This is a genomic window from Leucobacter massiliensis, from assembly GCF_002982315.1.
Classification (GTDB): Bacteria; Actinomycetota; Actinomycetes; order Actinomycetales; family Microbacteriaceae; genus Leucobacter; species Leucobacter massiliensis.
The window spans coordinates 76818-99848 of sequence record NZ_MWZD01000023.1 but is presented as its reverse complement, the minus strand read 5'-3'; the positions used below and the strand labels follow the sequence as shown (position 1 = coordinate 99848).

19 protein-coding genes and 2 pseudogenes are annotated in these 23031 nt (G+C 72.6%); 1 reads left to right on the top strand and 20 read right to left on the bottom strand.

All coding sequences use genetic code 11. The features are described 5' to 3' along the window. The first annotated feature begins 86 nt into the window (after nucleotides 1–86). Nucleotides 87–767, top strand: coding sequence for a TetR/AcrR family transcriptional regulator (locus tag B4915_RS13615; protein ID WP_105806362.1), 681 nt, complete (start codon nucleotides 87–89; stop codon nucleotides 765–767). A 15-nt stretch (nucleotides 768–782) separates the two neighbouring features. On the opposite strand, the gene B4915_RS13610 is transcribed toward B4915_RS13615, so the two are convergent. The 20 genes and pseudogenes from B4915_RS13610 to B4915_RS13515 form a co-directional block, all read right to left on the bottom strand. After that, the gene (locus tag B4915_RS13610) at nucleotides 783–1430 is read right to left on the bottom strand and encodes a VOC family protein (RefSeq protein ID WP_105806361.1); all 648 of its coding nucleotides are present in this window, start codon (nucleotides 1428–1430) and stop codon (nucleotides 783–785) included. Between the two features lie 167 nt (nucleotides 1431–1597). Continuing rightward, nucleotides 1598–2224, bottom strand: coding sequence for an MBL fold metallo-hydrolase (locus tag B4915_RS13605; protein WP_105806360.1), 627 nt, complete (start codon nucleotides 2222–2224; stop codon nucleotides 1598–1600). Further along, on the bottom strand, nucleotides 2224–3309 hold the full coding sequence (locus B4915_RS13600; protein ID WP_105806359.1) for an S-(hydroxymethyl)mycothiol dehydrogenase: 1086 nt from the start codon (nucleotides 3307–3309) through the stop codon (nucleotides 2224–2226). Before B4915_RS13600 ends, B4915_RS13605 begins: the two co-directional genes overlap by 1 nt. A 139-nt stretch (nucleotides 3310–3448) precedes the next feature. Then, on the bottom strand, nucleotides 3449–4036 hold the full coding sequence (locus B4915_RS13595) for a 1,2-dihydroxy-3-keto-5-methylthiopentene dioxygenase (RefSeq protein ID WP_105806358.1): 588 nt from the start codon (nucleotides 4034–4036) through the stop codon (nucleotides 3449–3451). A gap of 46 nt (nucleotides 4037–4082) precedes the next feature. Next, complete coding sequence (mtnB, locus tag B4915_RS13590; RefSeq protein ID WP_245907522.1) at nucleotides 4083–4733, bottom strand: methylthioribulose 1-phosphate dehydratase; 651 nt, start codon at nucleotides 4731–4733, stop codon at nucleotides 4083–4085. Next, on the bottom strand, nucleotides 4730–5449 hold the full coding sequence (gene mtnC / locus B4915_RS13585; protein ID WP_105806357.1) for an acireductone synthase: 720 nt from the start codon (nucleotides 5447–5449) through the stop codon (nucleotides 4730–4732). Before mtnC ends, mtnB begins: the two co-directional genes overlap by 4 nt. Nucleotides 5450–5569: 120 nt before the next feature. After that, nucleotides 5570–7609: an FAD/NAD(P)-binding protein gene (locus tag B4915_RS13580; RefSeq protein WP_105806356.1), complete on the bottom strand. Its 2040-nt coding sequence runs from the start codon at nucleotides 7607–7609 to the stop codon at nucleotides 5570–5572. Further along, nucleotides 7606–8637, bottom strand: a complete 1032-nt coding sequence (locus B4915_RS13575; protein WP_105806355.1) for a transporter substrate-binding domain-containing protein — start codon at nucleotides 8635–8637, stop codon at nucleotides 7606–7608. The genes B4915_RS13580 and B4915_RS13575 overlap by 4 nt, the downstream gene beginning before the upstream one ends. A 132-nt stretch (nucleotides 8638–8769) precedes the next feature. Continuing rightward, nucleotides 8770–9804: an ABC transporter substrate-binding protein gene (locus B4915_RS13570; RefSeq protein WP_105806354.1), complete on the bottom strand. Its 1035-nt coding sequence runs from the start codon at nucleotides 9802–9804 to the stop codon at nucleotides 8770–8772. Between the two features lie 165 nt (nucleotides 9805–9969). Then, entirely contained in the window at nucleotides 9970–10824 is an 855-nt protein-coding gene (locus tag B4915_RS13565; protein ID WP_105806353.1) for an amino acid ABC transporter ATP-binding protein, read from the bottom strand. A gap of 10 nt (nucleotides 10825–10834) precedes the next feature. Beyond that, nucleotides 10835–11806, bottom strand: a pseudogene (locus tag B4915_RS13560) (amino acid ABC transporter permease); the annotation flags it as partial. Between the two features lie 15 nt (nucleotides 11807–11821). Continuing rightward, a complete protein-coding gene (locus B4915_RS14990; RefSeq protein ID WP_245907521.1) occupies nucleotides 11822–12589 on the bottom strand; it encodes a GNAT family N-acetyltransferase in 768 nt (255 codons plus the stop codon). Next, nucleotides 12586–14100: an NtaA/DmoA family FMN-dependent monooxygenase gene (locus tag B4915_RS13550; RefSeq protein WP_105806351.1), complete on the bottom strand. Its 1515-nt coding sequence runs from the start codon at nucleotides 14098–14100 to the stop codon at nucleotides 12586–12588. Before B4915_RS13550 ends, B4915_RS14990 begins: the two co-directional genes overlap by 4 nt. Continuing rightward, nucleotides 14097–15461: an LLM class flavin-dependent oxidoreductase gene (locus B4915_RS13545; RefSeq protein WP_105806350.1), complete on the bottom strand. Its 1365-nt coding sequence runs from the start codon at nucleotides 15459–15461 to the stop codon at nucleotides 14097–14099. Before B4915_RS13545 ends, B4915_RS13550 begins: the two co-directional genes overlap by 4 nt. Before the next feature lie 215 nt (nucleotides 15462–15676). Beyond that, entirely contained in the window at nucleotides 15677–17275 is a 1599-nt protein-coding gene (locus tag B4915_RS13540; protein WP_245907520.1) for an ATP-binding cassette domain-containing protein, read from the bottom strand. After that, nucleotides 17275–18792, bottom strand: a complete 1518-nt coding sequence (locus B4915_RS13535) for an ATP-binding cassette domain-containing protein (RefSeq protein WP_245907519.1) — start codon at nucleotides 18790–18792, stop codon at nucleotides 17275–17277. Before B4915_RS13535 ends, B4915_RS13540 begins: the two co-directional genes overlap by 1 nt. Before the next feature lie 125 nt (nucleotides 18793–18917). Further along, nucleotides 18918–19745: pseudogene (locus B4915_RS13530) on the bottom strand (ABC transporter ATP-binding protein); the annotation flags it as partial. After that, a complete protein-coding gene (locus B4915_RS13525; protein ID WP_105806348.1) occupies nucleotides 19742–20821 on the bottom strand; it encodes a FecCD family ABC transporter permease in 1080 nt (359 codons plus the stop codon). The gene B4915_RS13525 and the pseudogene B4915_RS13530, both read right to left, overlap by 4 nt. Further along, nucleotides 20818–21870 (bottom strand): FecCD family ABC transporter permease, encoded by a 1053-nt coding sequence (locus B4915_RS13520; RefSeq protein WP_105806347.1) that lies wholly within the window; start codon nucleotides 21868–21870, stop codon nucleotides 20818–20820. The genes B4915_RS13525 and B4915_RS13520 overlap by 4 nt, the downstream gene beginning before the upstream one ends. A gap of 69 nt (nucleotides 21871–21939) precedes the next feature. Continuing rightward, nucleotides 21940–23019 carry an ABC transporter substrate-binding protein gene (locus B4915_RS13515; RefSeq protein ID WP_105806346.1) on the bottom strand — a complete coding sequence of 360 codons (1080 nt, stop codon included), beginning with the start codon at nucleotides 23017–23019 and terminating at the stop codon, nucleotides 21940–21942. Nucleotides 23020–23031: the final 12 nt, after the last annotated feature.

Here is a 23031-nt window from a genome sequence, read left to right as displayed (position 1 = left end):
CGTGCGCAGCAACGGACCCTGACAGCGCATACCCTGGGGCGGTTGACACCTCGTGTCAGTGCTGGGCCCTGTGCTAGCGTCTCCGTATGGTTTCCGCTGCCGCCCGTCGCCCGAGCGCCCCCGACAGCTCATCCGCCGCCATCCGCCACCTCGCGGAGCGCGGTTACGATGCGACGACCGCCGAGGACCTCGCCGAGGCCCTCGGACTGAGCCGCAGCACCTTCTTCCGGCGCTTCGGGAGCAAGGACGACGTCGTCTTCGCGGATCACGACCACGCGCTCGCCCAGCTCGACGGCTTCCTCGGCTCGACGAGCCTCGCCGCTCCGGAGGCGCTCGTCGAGGGCACCGCCGACGTGCTCCGGCTCCTGGTGCGCGACCCCGCCGCCGCACGCCAGCGCTTCGAGCTCATGCGGCACACGCCCGCGCTGCGGGATCGCGAGCTGGTCATCACGCACCGCTACGAGCGCGTGTTCGATCGGTACCTGCGCGAGGCACAGCTGCCGGGTACGCCGGAGTGGGTGGCCCCCGCGCTCGCGGCCTCCCTCGTCTCGGTGCACAACGCGACGCTCCGCGACTGGCTGCGCGGGCGCGAAGCCGACGCGCCGCGCGCCGTCACGCGCCGGCTGCGGCAGCTCGTCGCGCTCTACGAGCGGTGGCTCTCGCCTTCCGCGGCGGAGGGTCGGCGACGCGTGCTCGTGGCCGTGTACGACGCCGAGGGATCGCCCGAGGCGGTCCTCGGCGCCGTCGCCGCCCAGCTGGAGAGCTAGGACGGGTCGCGTGTCCTAGAGCACAACCCGCTTGCCATCGGCCCGGAGCAGTTCGAGGCGGTACCCCGAACGGGAGGCCGGCACGGTCTCGGCTGCGCCGTCGCCCAGGTCCAGGGCCGCCAGCGCCGCGGCGACCCGCCCCGGATCGGCCTCCTCTCGTACGAAGGCCAGGAGCTCGATCGCGGGCAGTGAGCCGAGGCCGGGCTGCGGGGTCGCGCCCCAGTCGATCAGGAAGGGCACGTCGAGGCGCTCGGCGCTCGTGCCCGTGAGACGCCACTCCAGCAGCTCACCGGAGGGGGTGCGCCGCGAGAGCTCCCACACCTCGCCGGGATCGAAACCGCGGGCGCGAGCGCCGGCGACCGTCTCGTCGATATCAGCCGGATGGACGGCGTATGCCTGCACCCGGGGCGCGTCGAGGCGGTCGATGCCGAAGGTCGAGGGCAGCTCCGCCTGCACGCGGCCGGGGTCCGGCCCGATCAGCTCGAGGTACTGCGGCCCGCGCCGATCGTTCACGGTGAGCGCGACGAGCGCATTCGCGGTGCCCGTGGGGTGCGCTCCGCCAGGGGCGGCGACCACGCCGGTGCGTTCGGCGAACCAGTCGACGAGCTCCGCCAGGTCCGGGCCGGCGATGACGACGTGATCGAGAAGCGCAGGAATGCTCATGGGGCGAGTCCATCACAGTCGGAACCCCGCGGTGAAGCGGGGTGTCACACTGGGTAACAGCGCAGGAAGCCGCGGGCCCGAGCGGGACGCGGTTCCGGACGGGACTCGGAGCCGAGCCGGACGGGGAGCCGAGCGGGCCGGGGCCGGAAGCAGCCGGCCCCGCCGCATCAGTGCCCGCGGGCGATCCACTCCTCCAGGTGCGGCTTCTCCGCGCCGATGGTGGTGGTGTCACCGTGCCCGGTGTGCACGACGGTCTCCTCGGGGAGCGTGAGGAGCCGCTCCCGGATCGAGTCGATGATGGTCGGGAAGTCGCTGTAGGAGCGGCCGGTCGCGCCCGGCCCGCCCTGGAAGAGCGTGTCCCCGGTGAACACGGCCCCGAGGGCCGGGGCGACGAAGCTCGTCGACCCGGGCGAGTGGCCGGGCGTGTGCCGGGCGGTGAGCGCGACGCCGGCGACCTCGAAGACGTCGCCCTCCGAGATCTCTCCGTCGGGCGCGGTGTCGTAGACGGCGTCCCACAGCATCCGGTCGGCCGGGTGGAGCCGCAGCGGCGCGCGCAGCCGCTCGGCCGTCTCGCGCGCGGCCCGGATGTGGTCGTCGTGACCGTGGGTGAGCAGGATCGCCGTGACCCGCCGCCCGCCGACGGCTTCGGCGACCGCCGCGGCATCGTGCGCGGGGTCGATGACGATCACCTCTTCGTCGTTGCCGACGATCCAGACGTTGTTGTCGACGTCCCAGGTGCCGCCGTCGAGCGAGAAGGTGCCGCTCGTGACGAGGCGTTCGATGCGGGCGGCCATCAGAGCACCACCACCGAGCGCAGGATGTTGCCGCCCGCCATCTTGCCGAAGGCCTCCTCGACGTCCCCGAGCCCGATGCGCTCCGTCACGAAGCCCTCGAGGTCGAGGCGGCCGAGCCGGTACTGGTCGATGAGCATCTGGAAGTCGCGGCTGGGCAGGCAGTCGCCGTACCACGACGACTTCAGGGAGCCGCCCCGGCCGAAGACGTCGAGCAGCGGCAGTTCGAGCTGCATCTCGGGCGTGGGCACGCCCACGAGCACGACGCGGCCGGCGAGGTCCCGGGCGTAGAACGCCTGGCGGTAGGTCTCGGGACGGCCCACGGCATCGATGACGACATCGGCTCCGAAGCCGCCGGTGAGCGCCCGGATCGCCTCCACCGCGTCCTCGCTGCGCGAATTCACCGTGTGGGTGGCGCCGAAGCGCTTCGCCTGCTCCAGCTTCGCGTCGTCGATGTCGACGGCGACGATCGTGGTGGCGCCCGCGAGCTGCGCGCCCGCGATCGCGGCGGTGCCGACGCCGCCGCAGCCGATCACGGCGACGGACTCGCCGCGCCGCACCTCGCCCGTGTTGATCGCGGCGCCGATCCCGGCCATGATCCCGCAGCCGAGCAGGCCGACGGCCGCCGCGTCCGACTCCTCATCGATCTTGGTGCACTGCCCGGCCGCCACGAGCGTCTTCTCGGCGAAGGATCCGATGCCGAGCGCGGCCGACAGCGGCGTGCCGTCCTCGAGGGTCATCTTCTGCGTCGCGTTGTGGGTCGCGAAGCAGTACTGCGGCTGCCCCTTGCGGCAGGCGCGGCACTGTCCGCAGACCGCGCGCCAGTTGAGGATCACCCGGTCGCCCACCGCGACCTCGGTGACGCCCTCCCCCACCACCGCGACGCGCGCGGTGGACTCGTGGCCGAGCAGGTAGGGGAACTCGTCGCCGATGCCGCCCTGCTGGTAGTGGTAGTCCGTGTGGCACACGCCGCACGTCAGCACGTCGACCACCACCTCGCCCGGTCCCGGCTCCGGCACGAGGATCGTTGCGATCTCGGCCGGCGCGTTCTTCTCGCGCACCACCACGCCCTGCACTCGGTAGACCATGTGGGAGTCCTTTCGACAGCGTCTCGTCTTCGAGTCCGAACGGATGCCCCGCCCGCACCTCTTCAGGCTATCGGGGATCGGCCGCGCGGGTCACGCAGAGGTGCTCGCCCCCGCGCCGAGCGGCTCCGAGCGTGCGCTCTCAGGCCCCGGCGAGCTCGCGGCGACGCGCGTGCAGCTGGTCGAAGGTGGCGAAGCGCTCGGCGATCGGGTTCCCGGTGAAGTGCCCCACCCAGCCGTCCTCCTCGTGGAAGAAGCGGATGGAGGTGAACTCGGGTTCGGTGCCCATGTCGAACCAGTGCGTGGTGTTGGCGGGCACCGACACGAGGTCGCCGGGCTCGCAGTAGAGCGCGTACACCCGCCCGTCGACGTGCAGGTAGAAGACCCCGGCGCCCTTCGCGAAGAAGCGGTCCTCGTCGTCGTCGTGCCGGTGCTCCGAGAGGAACTTCTCGCGCGCCGGGCCCTTCGCCTCCGCGTAGCCGTCCTGGCCGGGGGTGAGTCCCATGATGTCGACGAGGGTGTAGCCCTCCTGCTGCTTCACCGCCTCGATCTCCTCGGTGTAGAGCGCGAAGATCTCCTCGAGCGTGGCGTCGTCGCCGAACTCCTTCACCTCCCAGCGCGAGAAGCGGGCGCCGAGCTTCGTCAGCTCGGCGAGGATCTCGGCCTGATCCGTGGTCTCGATGACGGGGATCTCGGGCTCGGTTTCGTTCCAGACGGTGAGCAGCGTCACGGGTGTCTCCTTGAGGGGTGTCGAAGGTGCGGGATGGGAGGGAGCGTCAGCGCTCGACGGCGACGAGGTAGCGCAGCAGCCACTCGGTGATCTCCAGGTGGCGGCGGGCGGCCATGACGCTGTCGCCCCAGGCGTACATGCCGTGCCCGGCGACGATCAGCGCGGGCACCTCGGGCACGCCGGGGACCGGATCGCGGTACACCTCGTCGAAGCGGGCGGCCTCGACGGCCATGTCCTGGTGGTTCGGGATCACGGGTACGCGCACTGTGACGTCGTGCGCCGGGTGCCCGATGCCCTTGAGCATCTCGAGGTCGCGGATGTCGACGCCCTGCGGCCAGCGGTGCCCGGCGATGACCGAGTCGATGGCGTGCACGTGGAAGACGGCCCGGGCCCCGGTGCGGGCGGCGATGTGGGCGTGCAGTCCGGCCTCCGCGGAGGGCGGGCGCGGATCCGAGGGGTCGGCCGGGCGTCCTGCGGCGTCGACGAGCACCACGTCGCGCTCGCTCAGCTCCGACTTGTCGAGTCCCGAGGCGGTCACGGCGAGCAGCAGCGGATCGCGCTGCACCACGACCGACAGATTGCCTCCGGTGCCGCGCATCCAGCCGAAGCCGGCGAAGCGGGCAGACTCGGCGGCGAGCGCGCGGCCGGCCTCGGTCATCGTCTCCGGCGAGACGGGCGCGGTCAGCAGCGCGGTCATCGGCTCACCTCGATCTCCGCGAAGCTCGCGACGGCGGGCGCACCGGCCGCCGCGAAGTCGGCTCCCGCCCACGGCTCCCCGGCCCGGTCGAGCGCGAGGACCCGCCAGCCGGCGGCGTGCGCGGCCGAGACCTCCTCGGGGTGGTCGGTGAGGAAGAGCGTGCGGGCGGGATCGGTGCCGAGGGCCGCTGCGATCCGCTCGTACGATGCGGGATGCTTCTTCGGCCCCGCGTTGACCGTGTCGAACCAGGCCTCGATCAGCGGCGAGAGGTCGCCCTGCGGTGCGTGGGCGAACCAGGGCCGCTGGGAGGCGACGGAGCCGGAGGAGTAGACGGCGAGGCGCACGCCCCGCTCGTGCCACTCGCGCAGCCTGGGCGGGACCTCGTCGAAGAAGTGCGAGGTGATCTCCCCGGCGGCGAAGCCCTCGGCCCAGATGATGCCCTGCAGGGTCTTCAGCGGGGTCGATTTCACGTCGGCGTCCATGAGCCGGCGCAGCGCCTCGGCCACCTCGGCGTCGCTCGCCCCGGCGTCGAGGCCGGTCTCCGCGATGGCCTGCGCCCGGGCCTCCCGCACGGTGGCGTCGTCACGCCCCAGCACCGCTTCGAGCCGCGGGCGGGCGTAGTCGTAGAGGTCGCCGAGGATGAAGCCCGCGGCGCTGGTGGTCCCCTCCAGGTCGACCACCACCGCGTCGGCGGTCACGGACTGGGTGACGGGCATGGTTCCTCCGGGACTGTCGGGATGTGGTGTTCGGGATCGGCTCGGCCAGGCGGCCGGATCCGGCTCGGCCCCCCGATCCGCGATCATCCGCGCCGCCGGGTCCCCACCTCACCCGATCCGTCAAGCTACCACCGGCACGCGGCTCGCGTCCGGCGTGTTACGTCGCATTGCGGCGTCCCGCTCGGCGGCGATCCGCGCCGCAGCAGCGAGCATCGCGCGAGCGCAGCGGTCGTGGGTCCGGAAGGGCAGTGCGTCGATGCCGGGACGGGTGAAGGCTCCGGCGGTCGGCAGCGAGGTGAACGGGCCGAGCGCGAACTGCCGGGGATCCCGCGGCAGCGAACCGTCGGGGCCGACCACGAGCCGGCCGGTGCTGCCGGAATACTCCTCGTCCGCGACCCGCAGTTCCTCGGCCAGGCCGTCTGCGACGAGCTGCCGCAGCAGCGGGTTGTCGCTCGCGGCCGCCTGCGCCTCGGGCAGCCAGGCGTCGATCAGGGTGCGCGCGGCGACCCGGGCACGCGCGACGCCCTCCGGGGTGCGCGCCGATCCGGCGGCGACGAAGCGGCCGCGTGCCCCGTCGAGCCGCAACTCGACGTCACCGCCGAGAAAACGCACCACGCCGGCATCGGCCAGTGCGAGCAGTTCCTCCAGCCGCTCGCCGGGCGGCCCGCTCGCGAGGTAACTGAAGAAGGTGTGCCAGCGCTTCGGCAACTCCCTGACCCGGCTGCGCGCGTTCCACCGCTCGGCCGGGATCTCGGCGACCGAGATGTAGGCGAAGAGCATGGTGAGGAAGAGCGCCTGCGCGGCGCTGCCCTCCTGGCGGGTGCGCTGGCGCAGATCGGTCGCGAGGTGCGTCCTCACCCGCCGCTGCACGGCCTCCGCTCCGGGCACCCCGCGCGCGGCGAGCTCCGGGCCCGGCTCCGCGCCGGGGTCCGCGAAATCGAGCGGGCGGTCGAAGGCGGCGATCTCGAAGCGATCCAAGGGATCGGGCACCCGCTCCCGGATCAGAGCGCTCAGCGCCTCGGAGGCGTGCCCGCCCGGCTCGGCGAGCACCGCGCGCAGCCGGGGGGCGAACGCCGCCCAGTCGCCGGCGACCCGCTCGGGGTGGCCCGTGAACAGCTCCCGGTAGTAGCCCGTGAGCAGTTCGGCACACACGAGCGGCCAGACGTCGCGTTCGAAGTCGAGCGGTTCGGCGCGGGCCGCGACGCGCTCGCGGAACTCGGCGCCGAGGTATTCGAGCCGCACCGGGTCTCCCGCGGTCTCGCTCGTGACCTTCGAGCGGTAGGGTACGCCGCGGCGCGATCCGAAGTGCAGCACGGGCTCCCGGCCGCTCGGCAGATACCGCAGCGCCCCCGTGGCGTCGCGCTCGAACCGTCCGCCGCGCCCCTCGCCGAGCAGCACCGCCAGGTCCACGGCGGCGAGCCCCATGCCGCGCACGATCACGTCCGCACCGGCAGGCACCCAGTCGAGGTCGACGTCCGCGGTGAATGCGGGTGCCACGTACCCGAGGCCGTGGCGAGCTGCGAATCGCGCGATCCGCTCCGCCTCGGGGGCGGGTTCCGATCCGCTGTGTCCCAGCGCGTGCAGCACCAGATCGGCCGGCAGTTCCGCCCCCGAGCGCAGCCGCACCGTGCGCGGCTCCGCGTCCGCGCCGCTCACCGCGACGACGACGTCCTCGTGCCAGCTCACCGTCACGCGGACGGAGGCGCGGCGCAGGACCTCCTCGTACGCCCAGCTCAGGTAGGCGTTGTTGAGGCGGCGGGTGGGAAAGTCGCGATCCCGGATCGTCGCGAGCTCGCGATCCAGTCGCGCGTCGCCCCATTCCGGGCGCGGGATCTCGCCCGCGCGCACCAGCCGCACCCACTCGGCGAAGGTCGGACCCGGCTCGATGGGCCCCTCGATCGTGCAGGAGGCATCGGTGAAGACCGCGGCATCGGCCAGCGTGGTGTTGAGTTTGAGCAGCGGCGACTGCTCGCGGCGCCAGATGCGCCCGCCGCCCGGCGGGTAGGGATCGACCAGCCGGATGTCGAGCCGCAGCTGCGGGTGGTCGCGGCGGTGCGAGGCGAGCAGCCGCTCCAGCACCATCACCGCGGCCGGTCCCGCCCCGACGAAGACGATCCGCACGGGAGGGTCGCCCGGTCCCGTGCCCGCTGCGCCGCTCACGGCCGCGGCAGCCCGGGCGGGTTGATGAGGGATTCGCTCACCGCCTCGTCCTCCTGCCCCCAGCGGGCCAGCACCTCCGCGTAGACGCCGCTGTCGATGAGCTCGCGGAAGACGATGGCGACCGGTTCCACGAGCCCGTTGCCGCGCGCCGTCGCCGCGCCGACCTGGCCGGTGACCGGGTATGCGCTGTTGAAGGAGCCGACCACGCGGGTCTCGCCCAGCGTCGTCTCCTGGAACTTCGCCAGCGAGTAGGGGATGATGCTCGCGTCGGCGCGGCCCGAGGTCAGTGCGAGCAGGCCGGCCGCGGTGTCGTCGTAGTAGACGGCCTCGCCCGGCGGCAACCCCGCCGCCTCGTTCTGCGCGAACCAGTCGAGCAGGAAGCGCTCCTGGTTCGTTCCGCTGCCGACCACGACCTTGAGGCCCGACACATCGGCGGGTTCCTCGATGCGCTCCACCTCGCTGTCGGCGGCCACGATGAAGCCCATGACGGCGTCGCGGTAGGTGGCGAAGTCGAAGAGATCCTTGCGCTCCTCCGTGACCCCGATGTTCGTGAGGGCGAGATCGTACTTGCCCGACTCGATGCCGAGCGGCCAGTCGGCCCAGGCGACGTTCTCGGGTGCGTACTCGAGGCCCAGGCCCTCGGCGATGAGCGAGGCGAAGTCGGGGTCGCTGCCGATGATCGTCTGCGAGTCGTCCTCCGCGAAGAACGAGGTGGGCGGTGTGCCCGCACCGCCGAGGGCCACCGTGAGCGTGCCGGACTCGACCGGCTCGAAACCGCTCGCCTCCAGCGCGGCGACGGCCTCCGGGATCGGGTCGATGTGGGGCCGTCCGTCCAGGCTGCCGGTGGTGAGGTCGTAGGGCGACTCGCCTCCGGCCGGGCCGGAGCCTGCGGCGCCGGGGCCGGAAGCGCCTGTGCGCTCGGTGACCACGGCCGAGCAGGCGAGGAGCGTTACCGAGGCGAGTGCGAGTGCGGCGGTGAGGGCGGTGCGGCGGGCGGTGGTGCGGCGGGCTGCGAAGCGGTGGGTCATGGGTGCGGATTCCTGCTCGGTGGTGTCGGATGTCGGGATCGGCGCGAGGGCCGGGTGCGCGGCGCTGCGGGAGCGCTGACGCTGCGGTGGCGCAGCCCGGGTCCGCGGCGGCGGCGGACCCGGGCCGTCGCCCTACGGCCGCGGCAGGCCGGGCGGGTTGACGAGGGATTCGGTGACGGCCTCGTCCTGCAGCGCCCAGCGGTCGAGCACGTCCTGGTACTGGCCGTTCTCGATGATGGAGTCGAGGACGATCGACACGGCTTCGGCGAGGCCGTTGCCCTTCGCCGTGGCGACGCCGATCTGGGCGTTCTCGGGGTAGCCGCCGTTGAGGGTGCCGACGATCTTGGTCTCGCCGTTCACGGCCGCGTTGTAGGCGTTCGTGGAGTTGGGCTGGAAGATCGCGTCGACCCGGCCTGAGGCGAGGGCGAGTGCGGCGGCTGCGGTGTCGTCGTAGTAGACCGCTTCTCCGGGCGGCAGCCCGTTCTTCTCGTTCTCGTCGAACCAGCTCAGCAGGATCTTCTCCTGGTTGGTGCCGCTGCCGACCACGACCTTCAGCCCGGACACGTCGTTCGCCTCGGTGATCGAGTCGATGTCGCTGTCCGCCTGCACCGCGAAGGAGAGGACATCGTCGCGGTAGGTGGCGAAGTCGAAGAGGTCCTTGCGCTCCTCGGTGACGGTGACGTTCGCGATCACGGCGTCGTACTTGCCCGACTGCACGCCGAGCGGCCAGTCGGCCCAGGCCACGTTCTGCGGCGTGAATTCGAGCCCCAGGCCCTCGGCGACGAGCTGCCCGATGTCGGGGTCGGCACCGAGCAGGGTCTGGTTGTCGTCCTCCGCGAGGAAGCTGATGGGCGGGGTGAAGGCGCCCTGCGCGACCGTCAGCTTGCCCGCCTCGACGGGGGTGAAGCCGCTCGCCTTGAGCGCGGCGACCGCCTCGGGCACGGGGTCGATATGAGGGCGGCCGTCGACGTTGGCGGAGGTGAGGTCGAAGGGCGAGCCGGTGGCGGCCGATCCCGAGCCGCTGGAGCCGGTGCCCGCGGTGTCGGCGCCCGCGGGGCTGCTGCAGGCCACGAGGCCCGTCAGCGCGAGGGCGGCGGCGCCGGTGAGGGCGAGCCGTCCCAGGCGGCCCGCACGGCCGCGGTGCCGGAGTGGGGTGAAGTGAGTCATCGGGGCGTGGTCCTGTTCGGTCGGTGGATGGCGGGGGTGTGCAAGAGCGAGGTGGATCGGGGATGGCGGCGGGATCCGGGCGCGCGCGGCGCGCGTCCGCCCGGCGCCGCCTGGCCGGTGCGCGGATCGGATCGGGTGCGTGCGGATCGGATCGGGCGGGCGGGCTCAGATGACCCAGTCGAGGAACTCCTGGGTTCTGGCGTGCTCGGGATCGCGCAGCACCCGCTCGGGCGGGCCCTGCTCCACGATCCGCCCCCCGTCCAGGAAGACGACGTGATCGGCGACCTCGGCGGCGAAGCCGATCTCGTGGGTGACGATGATCAGCGTCGTGCCGCCCCGCGCGAGATCGCGGATCACCTGCAGCACCTCGCCGACCAGTTCGGGGTCGAGCGCGCTCGTCGGCTCGTCGAAGAGCAGCACATCGGGGTCGAGGGCGAGTGCCCGGGCGATGGCGACCCGCTGCTGCTGACCGCCGGAGAGCTGCCGGGGGTAGTGGCCGCCGCGATCCGCGAGCCCGACGCGGGCGAGCAGCTCGCGCGCCCGGGCCGTCGCCTGCGCCTTGCCCGCCCGCTTCAGAGCGATGGGGGCCTCGGCGATATTCTCCAGCGCCGTCAGGTGCGGGAAGAGGTTGAAGTTCTGGAACACCATGCCCACGCGGGTGCGGCGCTCCAGCACCCGCTTCTCAGGCAGCTCGATGAGGCGATCGCCCCGCTGCTCGTAGCCGATGAACTCGCCGTCGATGGTGATCTCGCCGCGGTCGATGGTCTCCAGGTGGTTGATCGCGCGCAGCAGCGTCGATTTGCCCGAGCCGGAGGGGCCGAGCAGGGCGACCACCTGCCCCGGCTGCACGGTGAGGGTGATGCCGTGCAGCACCTCGTGCTCGCCGTAGGACTTGTGCACCCCGGTGATCTGCACGAGCCCGGCGGGCGGGCGGGCGGCGGGCGTTCCGGCAGCGGAATCCGCGGCAGCGGGACTCGCGGCGGAATCCGCGGCGGGCCGGGTGACGGTTCGAGTGCTCATGAGGCGTCTCCTAGCGCTGGCTTGCGGTGATGGCGGCGACGGACGATGCGGGAAGCGGCGCGGATGCGAGGTCGCGGCGGGCTCGCCCCCCGCCTCCGGCCAGGCGCCGCAGCGCACGTCGGGCGCGCTGCAGGGGCGTGGGAGGCAGCTCCCGCGCGGAACCGCGGGCGAAGTGGCGTTCGATGGTGAACTGGATCACGCTCAGCACCGAGGTGAAGATCGTGTACCAGACCGTCGCGACCAGCAGCAGCGGCACCACCTGCTGGTTGCGGTTGTAGATCACCTGCACCGTGTAGAACAGCTCGGGCAGGGCGACGATGAACACCACCGAGGTTCCCTTGAGCAGTCCGATCACCTCGTTGAAGGCGCTGGGCAGGATCGCGCGGGCCGCCTGCGGCAGCACGATGCGGAAGAACCGCCTGCGGCGCGGGATCCCGAGCGCCTTCGCCGCCTCGATCTGGCCCTGATCCACCGACAGCAGGCCGCCGCGGATGATCTCCGCCGAGTAGGCGGCCTGGTGCAGCGACAGGCCCAGGATCGCCGCGGCCGAGGCCGAGATGAGCTGCACGGTGTTGAACTCGACCACCCAGAAGTCGTAAGTGAAGGGCCAGCCGATCCCGAGCGTCGGGAAGAGGTACCCGAGGTTGTACCAGAGCACCAGTTGCACGACGAGCGGCACCGAGCGGAAGAACCAGATGTACCCCCAGGCGAAGGAGTTCAGCAGCGCGGAGCCCGAGAGCCGTGCCAGGGCGAGCACCGCGCCGAGCGCGAAGCCGATCACTGCCGACACCGCCGTGAGCCACAGGGTGAGCCACACCCCGCGGAGCACCGCGTCATTGAAGAAGTACTCGGCGAAGACGTTCCACCGCCACTGCGGATTCGTGAAGAAGGTCCACACGAGCTGCGCGAGCAGGAAGGCCGCGAGCGCGCTGAGCACCCAGCGGAGGCGGTGCTTGAGTGGCACCACCCGGCGGTCGCTGTGACTGTTTTTTTTTTTTTAGTGGCCCCGCCACCCCCGGACCCTACCCCCCTGCATATGGTCGGCGGGCGTCAGATGTGTATAGGAGCCAGTCCCCGCAGGCGCGTCACCCACTCGCCTCGTCGCGGGCGCGGTGGCCGCGGGAGCCGTCTCAGCGGTCTCAGGCGCCGCGGTCTCAGGCGCCGCGGTCTCAGCCGTCGCGGGAACGGTCGCCGCCTTCGCCGCCACTTCGACGGTGCGGCGGCGCGACTGCACGGGGATCTCCGCGAGCGACTTCTCGAAGGGGTGCACGCCGATCTCAGCGGCGGGCAGGGCCACGTCGAAGAGCGGCGTGTAGCCGTGCCCGCGGTAGAGCGCGACCGCCTCCGGCTGGCGCGGGCCGGTGGTGAGATAGATCCGCTCGTAGCCGAGGCGCTTCGCCTCGTGCTCCAGTTCGGTGAGCACGAGGCGCGCGAGACCCCGGCCGCGGCGGTCCGCGCGAGTCCACACCCGCTTCACCTCCGCGGTGCGCTCGTCGAGGCGGAAGAACGCGCCTCCCGACACGGGCTCGCCGTCCTCCAGCAGCAGCAGGAACGCGCCGTCCGGTTCGGCGAAGGCCGCCGCGGGATAGCGGTTGATCTCCGCCGCGGCGGGCTCGCCGAAGACCTCGACGCCGTAGCGGCTGTCGTACTCGCGCTCCAGATCGCGCAGCAGGGGCGCGCCGAGGGGATCGTCGTAGCGCACATAGGCGAAGGCGTAGACGGGGGCGGGCGGGAGCCCGGCTCGGGGCTCGGCGGTGATGGTCACGCGGCCGCTCCTTCCTGTCGCTGGTGCTGGGGGAGCTGGGCGTGCTGGGGGTACTGAGCGTGCCGGGACTGCTGTTCGGGATCCTGCCGCCCGGCTCGCCCCCCGTTCCGGGGCGTCTCCTCCCCGCGGGACCGGGGCGCCGCGGGCCGCGACGGCTCCGGCAGCCCGAGCGTGGTGCGCAGCGTCGTCGTGCCCGTGGCGGGGTCGACGGGGTACTCGCTGCGGTAGACGCCGCGCTCCTGGAGCAGCGGCACGACGCGGTCCACGAATTCGTCGAGTCCGCTCGGCGTGAGGTGCGGCACGAGCACGAAGCCGTCGGAGGCGCGCTGCTGCACGTGGCGGTCGATCTCGGCGGCCACGTGCGCAGGGGTGCCGACGAAGGTGTGCTGGGCGGTCTCGGCGATGACCAGTTCGCGCAGCGTGAGCCCCTCGGCCTCAGCGCGCTGCCGCAGCTCGCGGGCGCGGGCGATGCGATCCGCCACCTGCGTGCTCACCTGGCCCTGACGCTGCTCGCCGTCGCCGGGATCCTCCGCGGGGAGCGGCCCGTCGGGGTCCAGACCCGGGATCGCGCGGCCCCAGATCGCCTCGACCCAGGCGATCGCCGTCTGCGGACTGATCTGCTGCCGGGCGATCTCGCGGGATCGTTCGGCCGCCTCGGCCGCCGTATCGCCGAGCACGAAGGTCGCCCCCGGCAGGATCAGCAGCGACTCCTCGCTGCGGCCCGCCGCTCCCAGTCGCCCCTTCACATCGGCGTAGAAGCGGCGCCCGTCCTCGAAGCCGGTGTGCCGTGAGAAGATGACCTCCGCGTTCGCCGCCGCGAAGTCGCGGCCCGCGGGCGAGTCGCCGGCCTGCACGATCACCGGGTACCCCTGGGGGCTGCGCGGCACCGTGCTGGTGGCGGCGATGTCGAACTGCGGGCCGTGATGGACGACCGGGTGTACGCGATCCGGATCGGCGAACACGCCGTGCTCCGCGTCGGCCACGACCGCGCCGGGCTCCCACGAGTCCCACAGCTCCTTGGCGATCCGCACGAACTCCTCGGCGCGCAGGTAGCGATCGCCGTAGTCGAGGAAGCCGCCGCGGCGGAAGTTCGCGCCGTGGAAGGCGTCGGGCGAGGTGACGACGTTCCAGCCGACGCGGCCGCCGGAGAGGTGGTCGATCGTGGCGAGCCGGCGGGCAAGCTCCACGGGTTCGTTGAAGGTGCTCGACAGGGTGCCTACGAGCCCGATGCGCTCGGTGACGGAGGCGAGGGCGGCGAGGATGGTGAGGGTGGCGGGTCGGCCGGCGACGTCGAGCTCGTGAAACCGGCCGCCGTGCTCACGCACCCGCAGCCCCTCCGCGAAGAAGATGTAGTCGAAGAGCCCGCGCTCCGCGGTCCGCGCGAAGTGCCGGAACGACGCGAAGTCGATCTGGCTTCCCGCTTCGGGGTCGCGCCACACGGTGGTGCTGTTGACGCCGGGGAAGTGCGCGACGAGGCGCGCCTGGCGCTTCGGCTCGGGGGTGGTGCTCATGCGGCTCGCTCCTTCGTGCTCGGGATGGTGTCTCGGCGCTCGCTTGCGTAACGGTTCTGGGCGGCGGGGAGGCCGAAGCGCTCGCGCAGCGTGGTCCCGGCCCCCCGCCCGCCACCGGGTGTCGCCCCGCCGAGGCCGCGGCGGCGCAGCTCGGGCAGCAGCCTCTGGGCGATGGCGGGCAGGTCGAGATGGTTCGAGGCGGGGCGCAGGCGCACGCCCTCGATGCCCTGCTCGCGCCAGTGTTCGATGAGCTCGGTGATGTCGCTCGCGGATCCCGCGGCGAGATGCGCGTCGCTCGCGAGCGGGATCCCGAGCGCGTCGAGCCGGGCGATGCGCTCGGGGCCCGTCTCCGGGGCGGCAGCCGCGGGACGCTCCCCCGCCGGCCCGGCTTCGCCGTCGAGCGCCACGAGCAGATCGGCGAAGATCCGCAGCGGGGCGAGTCCCCGACCCGCGCGGGCGGCGCCGCCCTCGATCTCGCGGATCTCGGCGACGATCTGCGCCGCGGTGCGCGCGCCGGGGCTGGCGTTCGTCGCGGGATCGGGATGCGGGGTGACGAAGACGACGTCGGCGGCGCGCGCCGCGAGCCGGTACACGGGGGCCGAGTGGGCGAGCAGGGTGACCGGGAGCTGCCCCTGGGGCGAGCGCGGCACGATCGAGGGGCCGATCACGGAGAAGTGTTCGCCCGTGAAGCGGATGTGGTGCAGCCGCTCCGCGTCGAGGAAGCGGCCGGTCTCCGCGTCGCGGATGATCGCGTCGTCCTCCCAGCTGTCCCAGAGGCGGCGGGCGACCTCCGCAGCATCGGCCGCCTCGTCGAGCAGCGCGTCGAGGGCGGGATCGGGCTCTCCGGCCGCGACGCGGGCGGGATCGATGCCGGGCGCCGGGCGACGGCCGAGCGCGGCGGCCTCGGCGGCCCCCGGGGAGATGCGGAGCTGCCAGCCCGCCCGGCCGAGCGAGACGTGGTCAAGGGTCTGCAGCGCGGTGGCGACGTGGAAGGGCTCGGTGTGCGTGGTGGTGACGGCCGGAATGAGCCCGATCCGCTCGGTGCGCGGCGCGATCCAGCTCGCGATGAGTTCGGCGTCGAGGCGGCCGCTGGGAATGCCGGGCACGGGGTGCGGCGGCACGGCCCGCTCGGCGCCGAAGCCCGCCCGCGGGTCCTCCTGCAGAGCGAGTGCGTCGGTGATCGTGAGGTAGTCGAGCCCGGCGCGCTCGGCGAGCTCGGCGATCGCGCCCCAGTAGGCCGCGGTGAACACCCGCTCGGGGTGCGCGCCCCCATCCCGCCACGCCGAGGGGTGCCACCCCGCGCCGTCGAGCGCGATCCCGACCGGGAACACCGCATCCGAAGTTCTGCTTATGTCTGCCATGCCAGCAGGTTATGCAGAGAGCGCGGGCTCGCTCCACCACCCCCGAAACAAAACGAAACATTATGCGTAACATAACCAAACGCCCAATAGACCCCACCTCCCCGCCCGACCCAGCCCTCCCCACCCGGCCCGCATCCGCCGAGTCCGCACGCTTCCGCTGAGTCCGCGCATGTCCGCCGCGCAGAACCGTGCGGACTCAGCGGGGAAGCGCGGACTCAGCGGAACTCCGCGGGCGCGGGCGCGGAATGCGCGGCGCCGAGCTCGATCCGCACCGAGGGGCGCCAGCTGCGCTCGGCGTCCCGGTGCGTGACGAGGATCGTGGTGCACGGCAGATCGCGGATCGTCGCCGCGACCCGCTCCTCCGTCCGCGCATCGAGGGCGGAGCTCGCCTCGTCGAGGATCAGGATCGGCGCGCGCTTCAGGATCGCCCGGGCGATGGCGACCCGCTGGCGCTCCCCTCCGGAGAGCGTGCTCCCCCGGTGGCCGACGGGCTGGCCGATCCCGAGCGGCGATCGGTCGATGACGGCGCCGAGGGCGGCCCCCCGCGCTGCGGCGGCCACCTCCTCATCGGTGGCGGCCGGGTTCCCGAGGCGGATGTTCTCGGCAAGGGTCCCCTCGAACACGACGGGGTCCTGGGGGACGTAGCCGATCATCGCGGCGAGATCCTCGGAGCGCAGCTCGGTGAGCCCGGCTCCGCCGATCCGGATCCCTCCGGCGTCGGGGTCGTCGAAGCGCATGAGCAGCGACAGCAGGGTGCTCTTGCCGCTCCCCGTGGGTCCGGTGACGAGAACGGTGGAGTTCTCGGGGAGCTCCGCGGAGACGCCTTCGAGCACCGAGCCGTACGACACATCGCTCACGACGATCCGGTGCCCGCTCCGCGGTGCCGAGACCCGGGGCTCCGGCAAGGTAGGGGCTGTGACGACGGCGCGGTAGCGCTCGACCGTGGTGCGGAGCTCGTTCACCGTGACGCCCGCGAGCGCCAGCGTGTCCAGCGGCGCAGAGGCCCGTACGGTGAGGACGATGAGCGCCAGCGCCCCGGCGGGGTCGCCGTCGCCGGTGGCCACGATCAGGATCAGCACGCCGGCGAGTGGCAGGACGCCGGCCAGGCCGGAGACGAGCGTGGCGAGCGCCGAGGCCCGGTTGGTGCGGGCGAGGGCCGCCTCCTGGGCTTCCCACCGGGCGGTGAGGCGCTCGACGGCGCGCTCCGGGCCGGCGGCGGTGCGCAGGAGTTCGAGGTGATCGACGAACTCCAGGGAGGCTTCCGCGGCGTCCTGCTCGGCGGCGCCCCGCCCCGAGTCCGCAGCGCGGAGGGCGCGCTGCGCGGCGAACTGCGCGAGGAACGCGACTCCGAGGAGCCCGGCGAGCAGCAGCATCGCGGCCGGCCCCGCGACGACGCCGGCCCCGCCGAGGAGGAGCAGCGGGAGGAGCGGTGAGAGGATGAACGTCTGCAACTGGTGCGCCGGAAGACTCATCAGGGCGGGGATGGCCCTCCCTGCGACGGTTCCCACCAGTGCGCGATGCTGCTCGGTGAACCAGGCGAGCTTCGCACGCGAGAACGCCGCGCCGACGCCCCGGAAGAGATCGCCGGTCAGGCGCGCTCCGGCGAGGTACCCGCTCCGCGAGACGAGCACGGTGACGATGACGGCGACGACGGCGCTCGCCAGCACCGCGCCGGGTGGCCGGCGATCGGCGATGGCGAGCGCGAGCACCGTGTAGGCGCCCGCCTCCGTCACGGCGACGAGCGCCCACCCCAGCGAGATGAGCACGAGTCGGCGGCGGGCCGCCGTCGGGAAGGTCCGTGTCCGCTCGGCCATCATCGTCCCTCCCCCGCGACCGCCAGCGCCGCGCCGGCGAGCACCAGCCGCGTCCTCGCCCGCTCGGCGAGTTCTTCGTCATGGGTGACGACCACGAGCGTCTTCGAGCGGTCTGCGGCGAGCGCGCACAGCTCCGTGAAGACCCGCGCGCCGGTCTGCTGGTCGAGCGCACTGGTGGGCTCGTCGAGGAGCACCACGGGGGCGTCGGTGAGGAAGACCCGCGCGAGCCCGAGACGCTGCCGCTCTCCGCCGGAGAGCCTGCTCGCCAGTGTGCCGAGGGGCAGGACGAGCTGCGCGCGCCGGAGGGCGGCGATCAGCTCCTCGTCGGTGGCGTCCGGAGCCGAGAGGACGAGGTTCTCGCGAACCGTGCCGGCGAGCACATCACCCCCCTGCGGGACGAGCAGCACGGGCCTCGGCGGCCGGCCGCGGCCGGCGCTCATCCCGCCCGGATAGCGGACGACGCCGCCTGCAGGGATCTCCAGTCCGGCGATGGCGCGCAGGAGGCTCGTCTTGCCGCTGCCGCTCGGACCGGTGATCGCGGTGATGGAGGACGCGGAGAAGACGTGCGAGAAGTCGCGGATCAGCGGGCGGCCGTCCCGCTCGATGGTCAAGCTCGCGAGTTCGAGCGCCGCGGTGTCCGCGTCGCCCGCCGGATCGGCGATGACCGGCTCGCGCAGGACGGCCGTGAGGCGCTCGGCAGCCGCACGGCCCGCCCGGACATAGTCGAGACCGTGCCCGAGACGCAGCGCGGGCGTGACCACGGCGAGCCCGAACAGCAGCATGGCGGCGAGCACCTCGGGACGCTGGCCGTAGCCGACGGCGTACGCGATCGCGTAGCTGGCGGCCGCTTGCAGCAGCGCCGTTGCGCAGGCGGCGGGAGTGGCCACCCTGCGCACCCAGGCGACCATGTTCTCGGTGAAGCGCCGGGTCGCGGCAGCGTAGTCGGCCGCCGCCCCGGCCTCCGCGCCGAAGATGCGGCATACCCGAATGCCGTGGGCGTAGTCGTCCACGGCGGTCGCGATCTCGCTCATGACACGAACGGTCTCGGTGCCGTGCTTCGCCGTGCTCCGCGGCACGAGGAGCAGGAAGTAGGCGGCGGCGAGCGCACCCGGAATGAGCGCGAGCAGTGCGGTCGGTCCGGCTGTCGTCACCAACAGCACCGTCGTGGCGAGCGGGACGACGACGAGGGTGGCGATCTCCGCGGGCAGATGCGCGACGGTGTGGTGCAGGGCGGCGATGTCGTCGGACACGAGCCGCCGCAGCGCGTCTCCGCCGTAGCTGGCGACCGTTCCCACCGGCATGCGAGCGAGCCTGCGGGCGGTGTCCCGTCGCAGTCGCGCGGAGAACCTCGCCTCACCGGAGTGGGCGAGCCACGACGAGAGCGCGAGCAGCAGCGCGCCGGAGATCCAGCCGGCGCACGCCCAGGCGGCGTGCGCCGGCGTCGCCCCGGCGACGATCCGAACGGTGGCCCACAGGGCCCCGAGCCCTGCCAGCCCGCCGAGCGCGGCGGTGAACACCGATGCCGCGAGGGCGGGGAGGGCGGGTGCGAGGGCGGCCGCGAGCGGCGAAGCCGAGGCGGGAATGCGCGAGCTTGCATGGTCGAGCTTCGCGAGGGGTTTCCTTTCCGGGTGGCCGAGCGGGCGCGCCCGAGGGGCACGACCTGGGGTGTGCCGGCGACAGGGTCGGGAACGACGCGGCAGGGCAGGTCGAACACCTGCTCGATCAGCCCTTCGCTCACGATCTCCGCCGGGGGTCCCGCTGCGACGACGACGCCGTCCCGCATCGCGATGAGGTGCGTCGCGTAGCGCGCCGCCTGGTTGAGGTCGTGCAGCACCGCGACGAGCGTGCGCCCGGCGCGGTGGAGATCGGTGAACAGCTCGAGCAGCTCGATCTGGTGGGTGAGGTCGAGAAAGGTGGTGGGCTCGTCGAGCAGCAGGATCCGGGTCTGCTGCGCGAGCGCCATCGCCACCCACACCCGCTGGCGCTGCCCGCCCGAGAGCTCGTCGACCAGCCTTCCGGAGAGCTCCCGCACGCCCGTCGCGCGCATGGCTTCGGCGACGGCGACCTCATCCGCGTCCGTCCACTGCCGGATCAGGCTCTGGTGGGGATACCGGCCTCGCGCGACGAGGTCGGCGACGCGGATGCCGTCGGGGGCGATCGACGACTGCGGGAGCAGCCCCAGCTGCCTCGCGAGCTCCTTGACCGGATACTCCTGGATGCTCCGCCCGTCGAGGACGACGCGCCCCGACTCGGGTTTCAGCAGCCGCGACAAGCCGCGGAGCAGGGTCGATTTTCCGCAGGCGTTCGGGCCGATGATGGCGGTGAAGGACTCATCCGGAATCGCCGCGGAGAACTCCCCGACGATCGTCCGCTTGTCGTAGCTCAGGCTCAGCGCTTCGGCACGGAACCGCGGCGGCCTGCCCTCCTCGGCGCCACTGCCCCGGGCGGAGAGCGTTTCGGTCAGCGTCATATGCTTCGTCTCGTTTCTCTGATGAGGAGCCAGATCAGGTAGAGACCACCGAGGCAGACGGTGATCACTCCGACGGGCACCGGGCGGAACGCTTCGGAGATGAGCAGCGAGAGCGCGTGGGCGCAGCTGAGCAGCGCCGCACCCATGCAGGCTGCCGAGACCACGGAGACACCCGGCGCGCGGCTCAGGCGCCGCGCGAGCTGAGGGGCGGAAAGCGCCACGAATCCGATCGGCCCCGCGGCCGCCGTCACCAGGGCGGTGGCCGCGACACCGGCGACGAGCAGCAGCGGGCGGCTTCGCTGCGCGCCGACCCCCTGCGCGAGGGCCGCGTCGTCGCCCAGCTCCAGCTGGCGCAGGGCGGGCGCGAGCAGGACCACCGCGGCGACGATGACGGCCCCGCCGACGGAGACGGGCACGAGGCCCTCCCAGCTGACCCGGCTCAGCGAGCCGGCCGCCCAGAAGCCGACGCTCATCGCATCGGTGATCTCGGCCCGGGTGACGAGGTACACATTGACGGATCCGAGCATCGCCGAGACCGCAATGCCGACGATGATGAGCCGGAACCCCTGGACCCCTCTGCGGTACGCCAGGAGATAGACGACAAGCGCGGTGGCGAGGCCGCCGATGAGCGCGGCGGTCGCGACCCCCCAGTAGTGCTTCGTGCCGAGGACGAGCACCGTGACCACGACGGCCGTATAGGCCCCGGCGTCGAATCCGATGACGTCGGGCGATCCGATGGGGTTGCGGGTCAGCGACTGGAAGATCGCGCCGCCGATGCCGAGCAGCGCCCCGAGCATCACCGCGGCGATGGCGACCGGAAGCCGCCACTCGGTGACGATCATGCGCTCGAACTCCTCGCCCTGTCCGAACAGCGCCGCGACCACCTGAGCCGGGCTGAGGGGGAAGTCGCCGATCCCGAGCGCGAGCACGGCGAGGACCACGGCGATGAGGACGAGCAGCGCATTGACGGTCGCGCTCCGCGCGCTCCAGCGCAGCGCCGCGAGCGCAGCGATCCGGAGCCGGTGCGAGCGGTAGCCGAAGTCGATCCCTGTTTCCTGTGTCAGCCGGGTATTCATAGACCGGACGCCTTCCTGCGCCGAACGAGCGCGATGAGCACGGGTGCGCCGATCACGGCGGCCACGACTCCGGCTTCGATCTCGCCGGGCCGCGCGATCACCCGCCCCAGGACGTCCGCCCCGATCACGAGCACGGGCGATGCGAGCGCGGTGCACGCGATGATCCATCGCTGCTCGGGGCCGGTGAACCAGCGCACCAGATGCGGCACCGCCAGCCCGACGAAGGCGATTCCGCCGGTCAGTGCGGTGGCTCCTCCGGCGAGCAGCGTGACCGCGATCAAGCCGATCGTCCGCGTGCGGATCACGTTCGCGCCGAGCGACGCCGCCTGCTCGTCACCCAGGGAGACCGCGTTGAGGGCGCCTGCGCTGAGCAGCGCCAGCAGGAGGCCCGCGGCGATCAGCGGCAGCACGGTCAGCGTGTCAGGCACGGACACCCGGGCCAGCGATCCGAGGCTCCAGTTCCTGAAGGAGCGGAAGGTCTCCTCGTCGATGAGCTGCAGGAACGTCGAGCACGCGGTGAGCACCGCGGCGAGCGCGATGCCAGCGAGCACGAGCGTGACCGGAGAGACCGCACCTCGTCCGGCGGCGCCGATGAGGTAGACGAGCACCGTAGCGGCGACCGCCCCGGTGAACGAGAACCAGACGTACCCCGCGATCCCCGTGACGCCGAAGAGCGCAACGCCCACCGTGATCGCGAAGCCCGCGCCGGCGTTGACGCCGAGGATGCCGGGATCGGCCAGCGGGTTGCGGGTGATCGCCTGGATGAGCGCCCCGGCCACCCCGAACGCGGCCCCGGAGACGACGCCGGCCAGGGTCCGCGGCAGGCGCAGGGACCACACGATGGAGGACGCCTCGCTGCCGTCGGGCGCCGCGAGCACTCGCCACACCTCGCCGAGCGGCAGCGGGTTCGCACCGGAGACGATGCTGAGGACGAGGACGACGGCGAGCGCGGAGACGAGCACGAGCAGCCCGAACAGTCTGCGACGAGCTGTGAGCGCCCCCGCCACGGCGGAGTCGCTGCGCTGCAGCGGTGCGGTGAGAGAGGCCATCTCGCTCCTGATCTCGCGGTGAGGAGGGGGCGCCGCAGGTGCCGGCCGCGCCCCCTTGGAGGGTGTGCGTCAGAGCGCTTCGGCGATGACCGGGACGAGCCGCTCTGCCGCCCACGCATTCCCGATGGGACCGCCGCTCGTGATCGCCCACAGCAGGTCTCCGCCGTCGTCCGTCTTCGGCGGGAGCTGGATGTACTTCCCCGCGCGCACGGCTTCGAGGTTCCGGAAGAGCTCGGTGCCGGTGACCTGCCGTTCCATCTCCTCCGCGCTCGTCGCCTCGCTCCGGCCCAGGAGCAGGACGTCGGCGTCGATCTTCGAGAGGAGCTCATCGCTGACCGTGGTGTCGCGCGCGAACTCGGCGGCGTTCGGATTGGGGGCGAAGCCCAGGTCGGAGAGGAAGAGCTCCGGTGCCGAATCGTGCTGCGAGAAGTACTGGAGACCGTTCGACGGCCCGTAGTAGATCGCCCAGGTGGCGGTCTGCCCGCCGAACTCCGGATGCTCGGATCGGATGCCGGCAAACAGTTCATCGTGTTCGGCGATCACGGCTTCGGCTGCGTCGCCGAGGTCGAGGGTCTCGCCCAGGATGCGGATCGAGTCCTGCCACGGGATCATCCGCTGATCGGAGGCGGGGCTCGTGACCACGGGCGCGATCCTGGCGAGCCGGTCGTAGATGTCCTTCACCTCACCGAAACCGGGGGTCCAGCCGACGGTGACGATGAGATCGGGATCGGCGGCGGCGACCGCCTCCATCGGAACGTCCTCGCCGCGAACGAACTCGTAGGTGTCGAGCTCGGCCGCGCCGTGCGCTGCGAGGTAGCCGCCCTCGTCGATCATGCTCGAACTCAGCACAGGGGTGACGCCGAGGGAGAGGAGCAGCTCGGTGTCGATCCCGTTCGGGACGATGGCGGCGATGCGCTCGGGTCGCTTCTCCAGCACCGTCTCGCCGTACTCGGATTCCAGCGTGAGCGGGTACTGCGTCTTGCCCTCGGCAGCGGGCAGCAGGCTCTGGCGGCTCGCGCCGGCATCGCCGGATCCTTCGCCGGATCCCGCGCCGGAGCCGCCCGGCCCGGAGCACCCGGCGAGGAGCAGGAGCGCTGCGAGAACCGCTCCGATACCGGGGACGGCACGGGAGCCTCTGGTGATGTTCATGTGTGTCCTTCT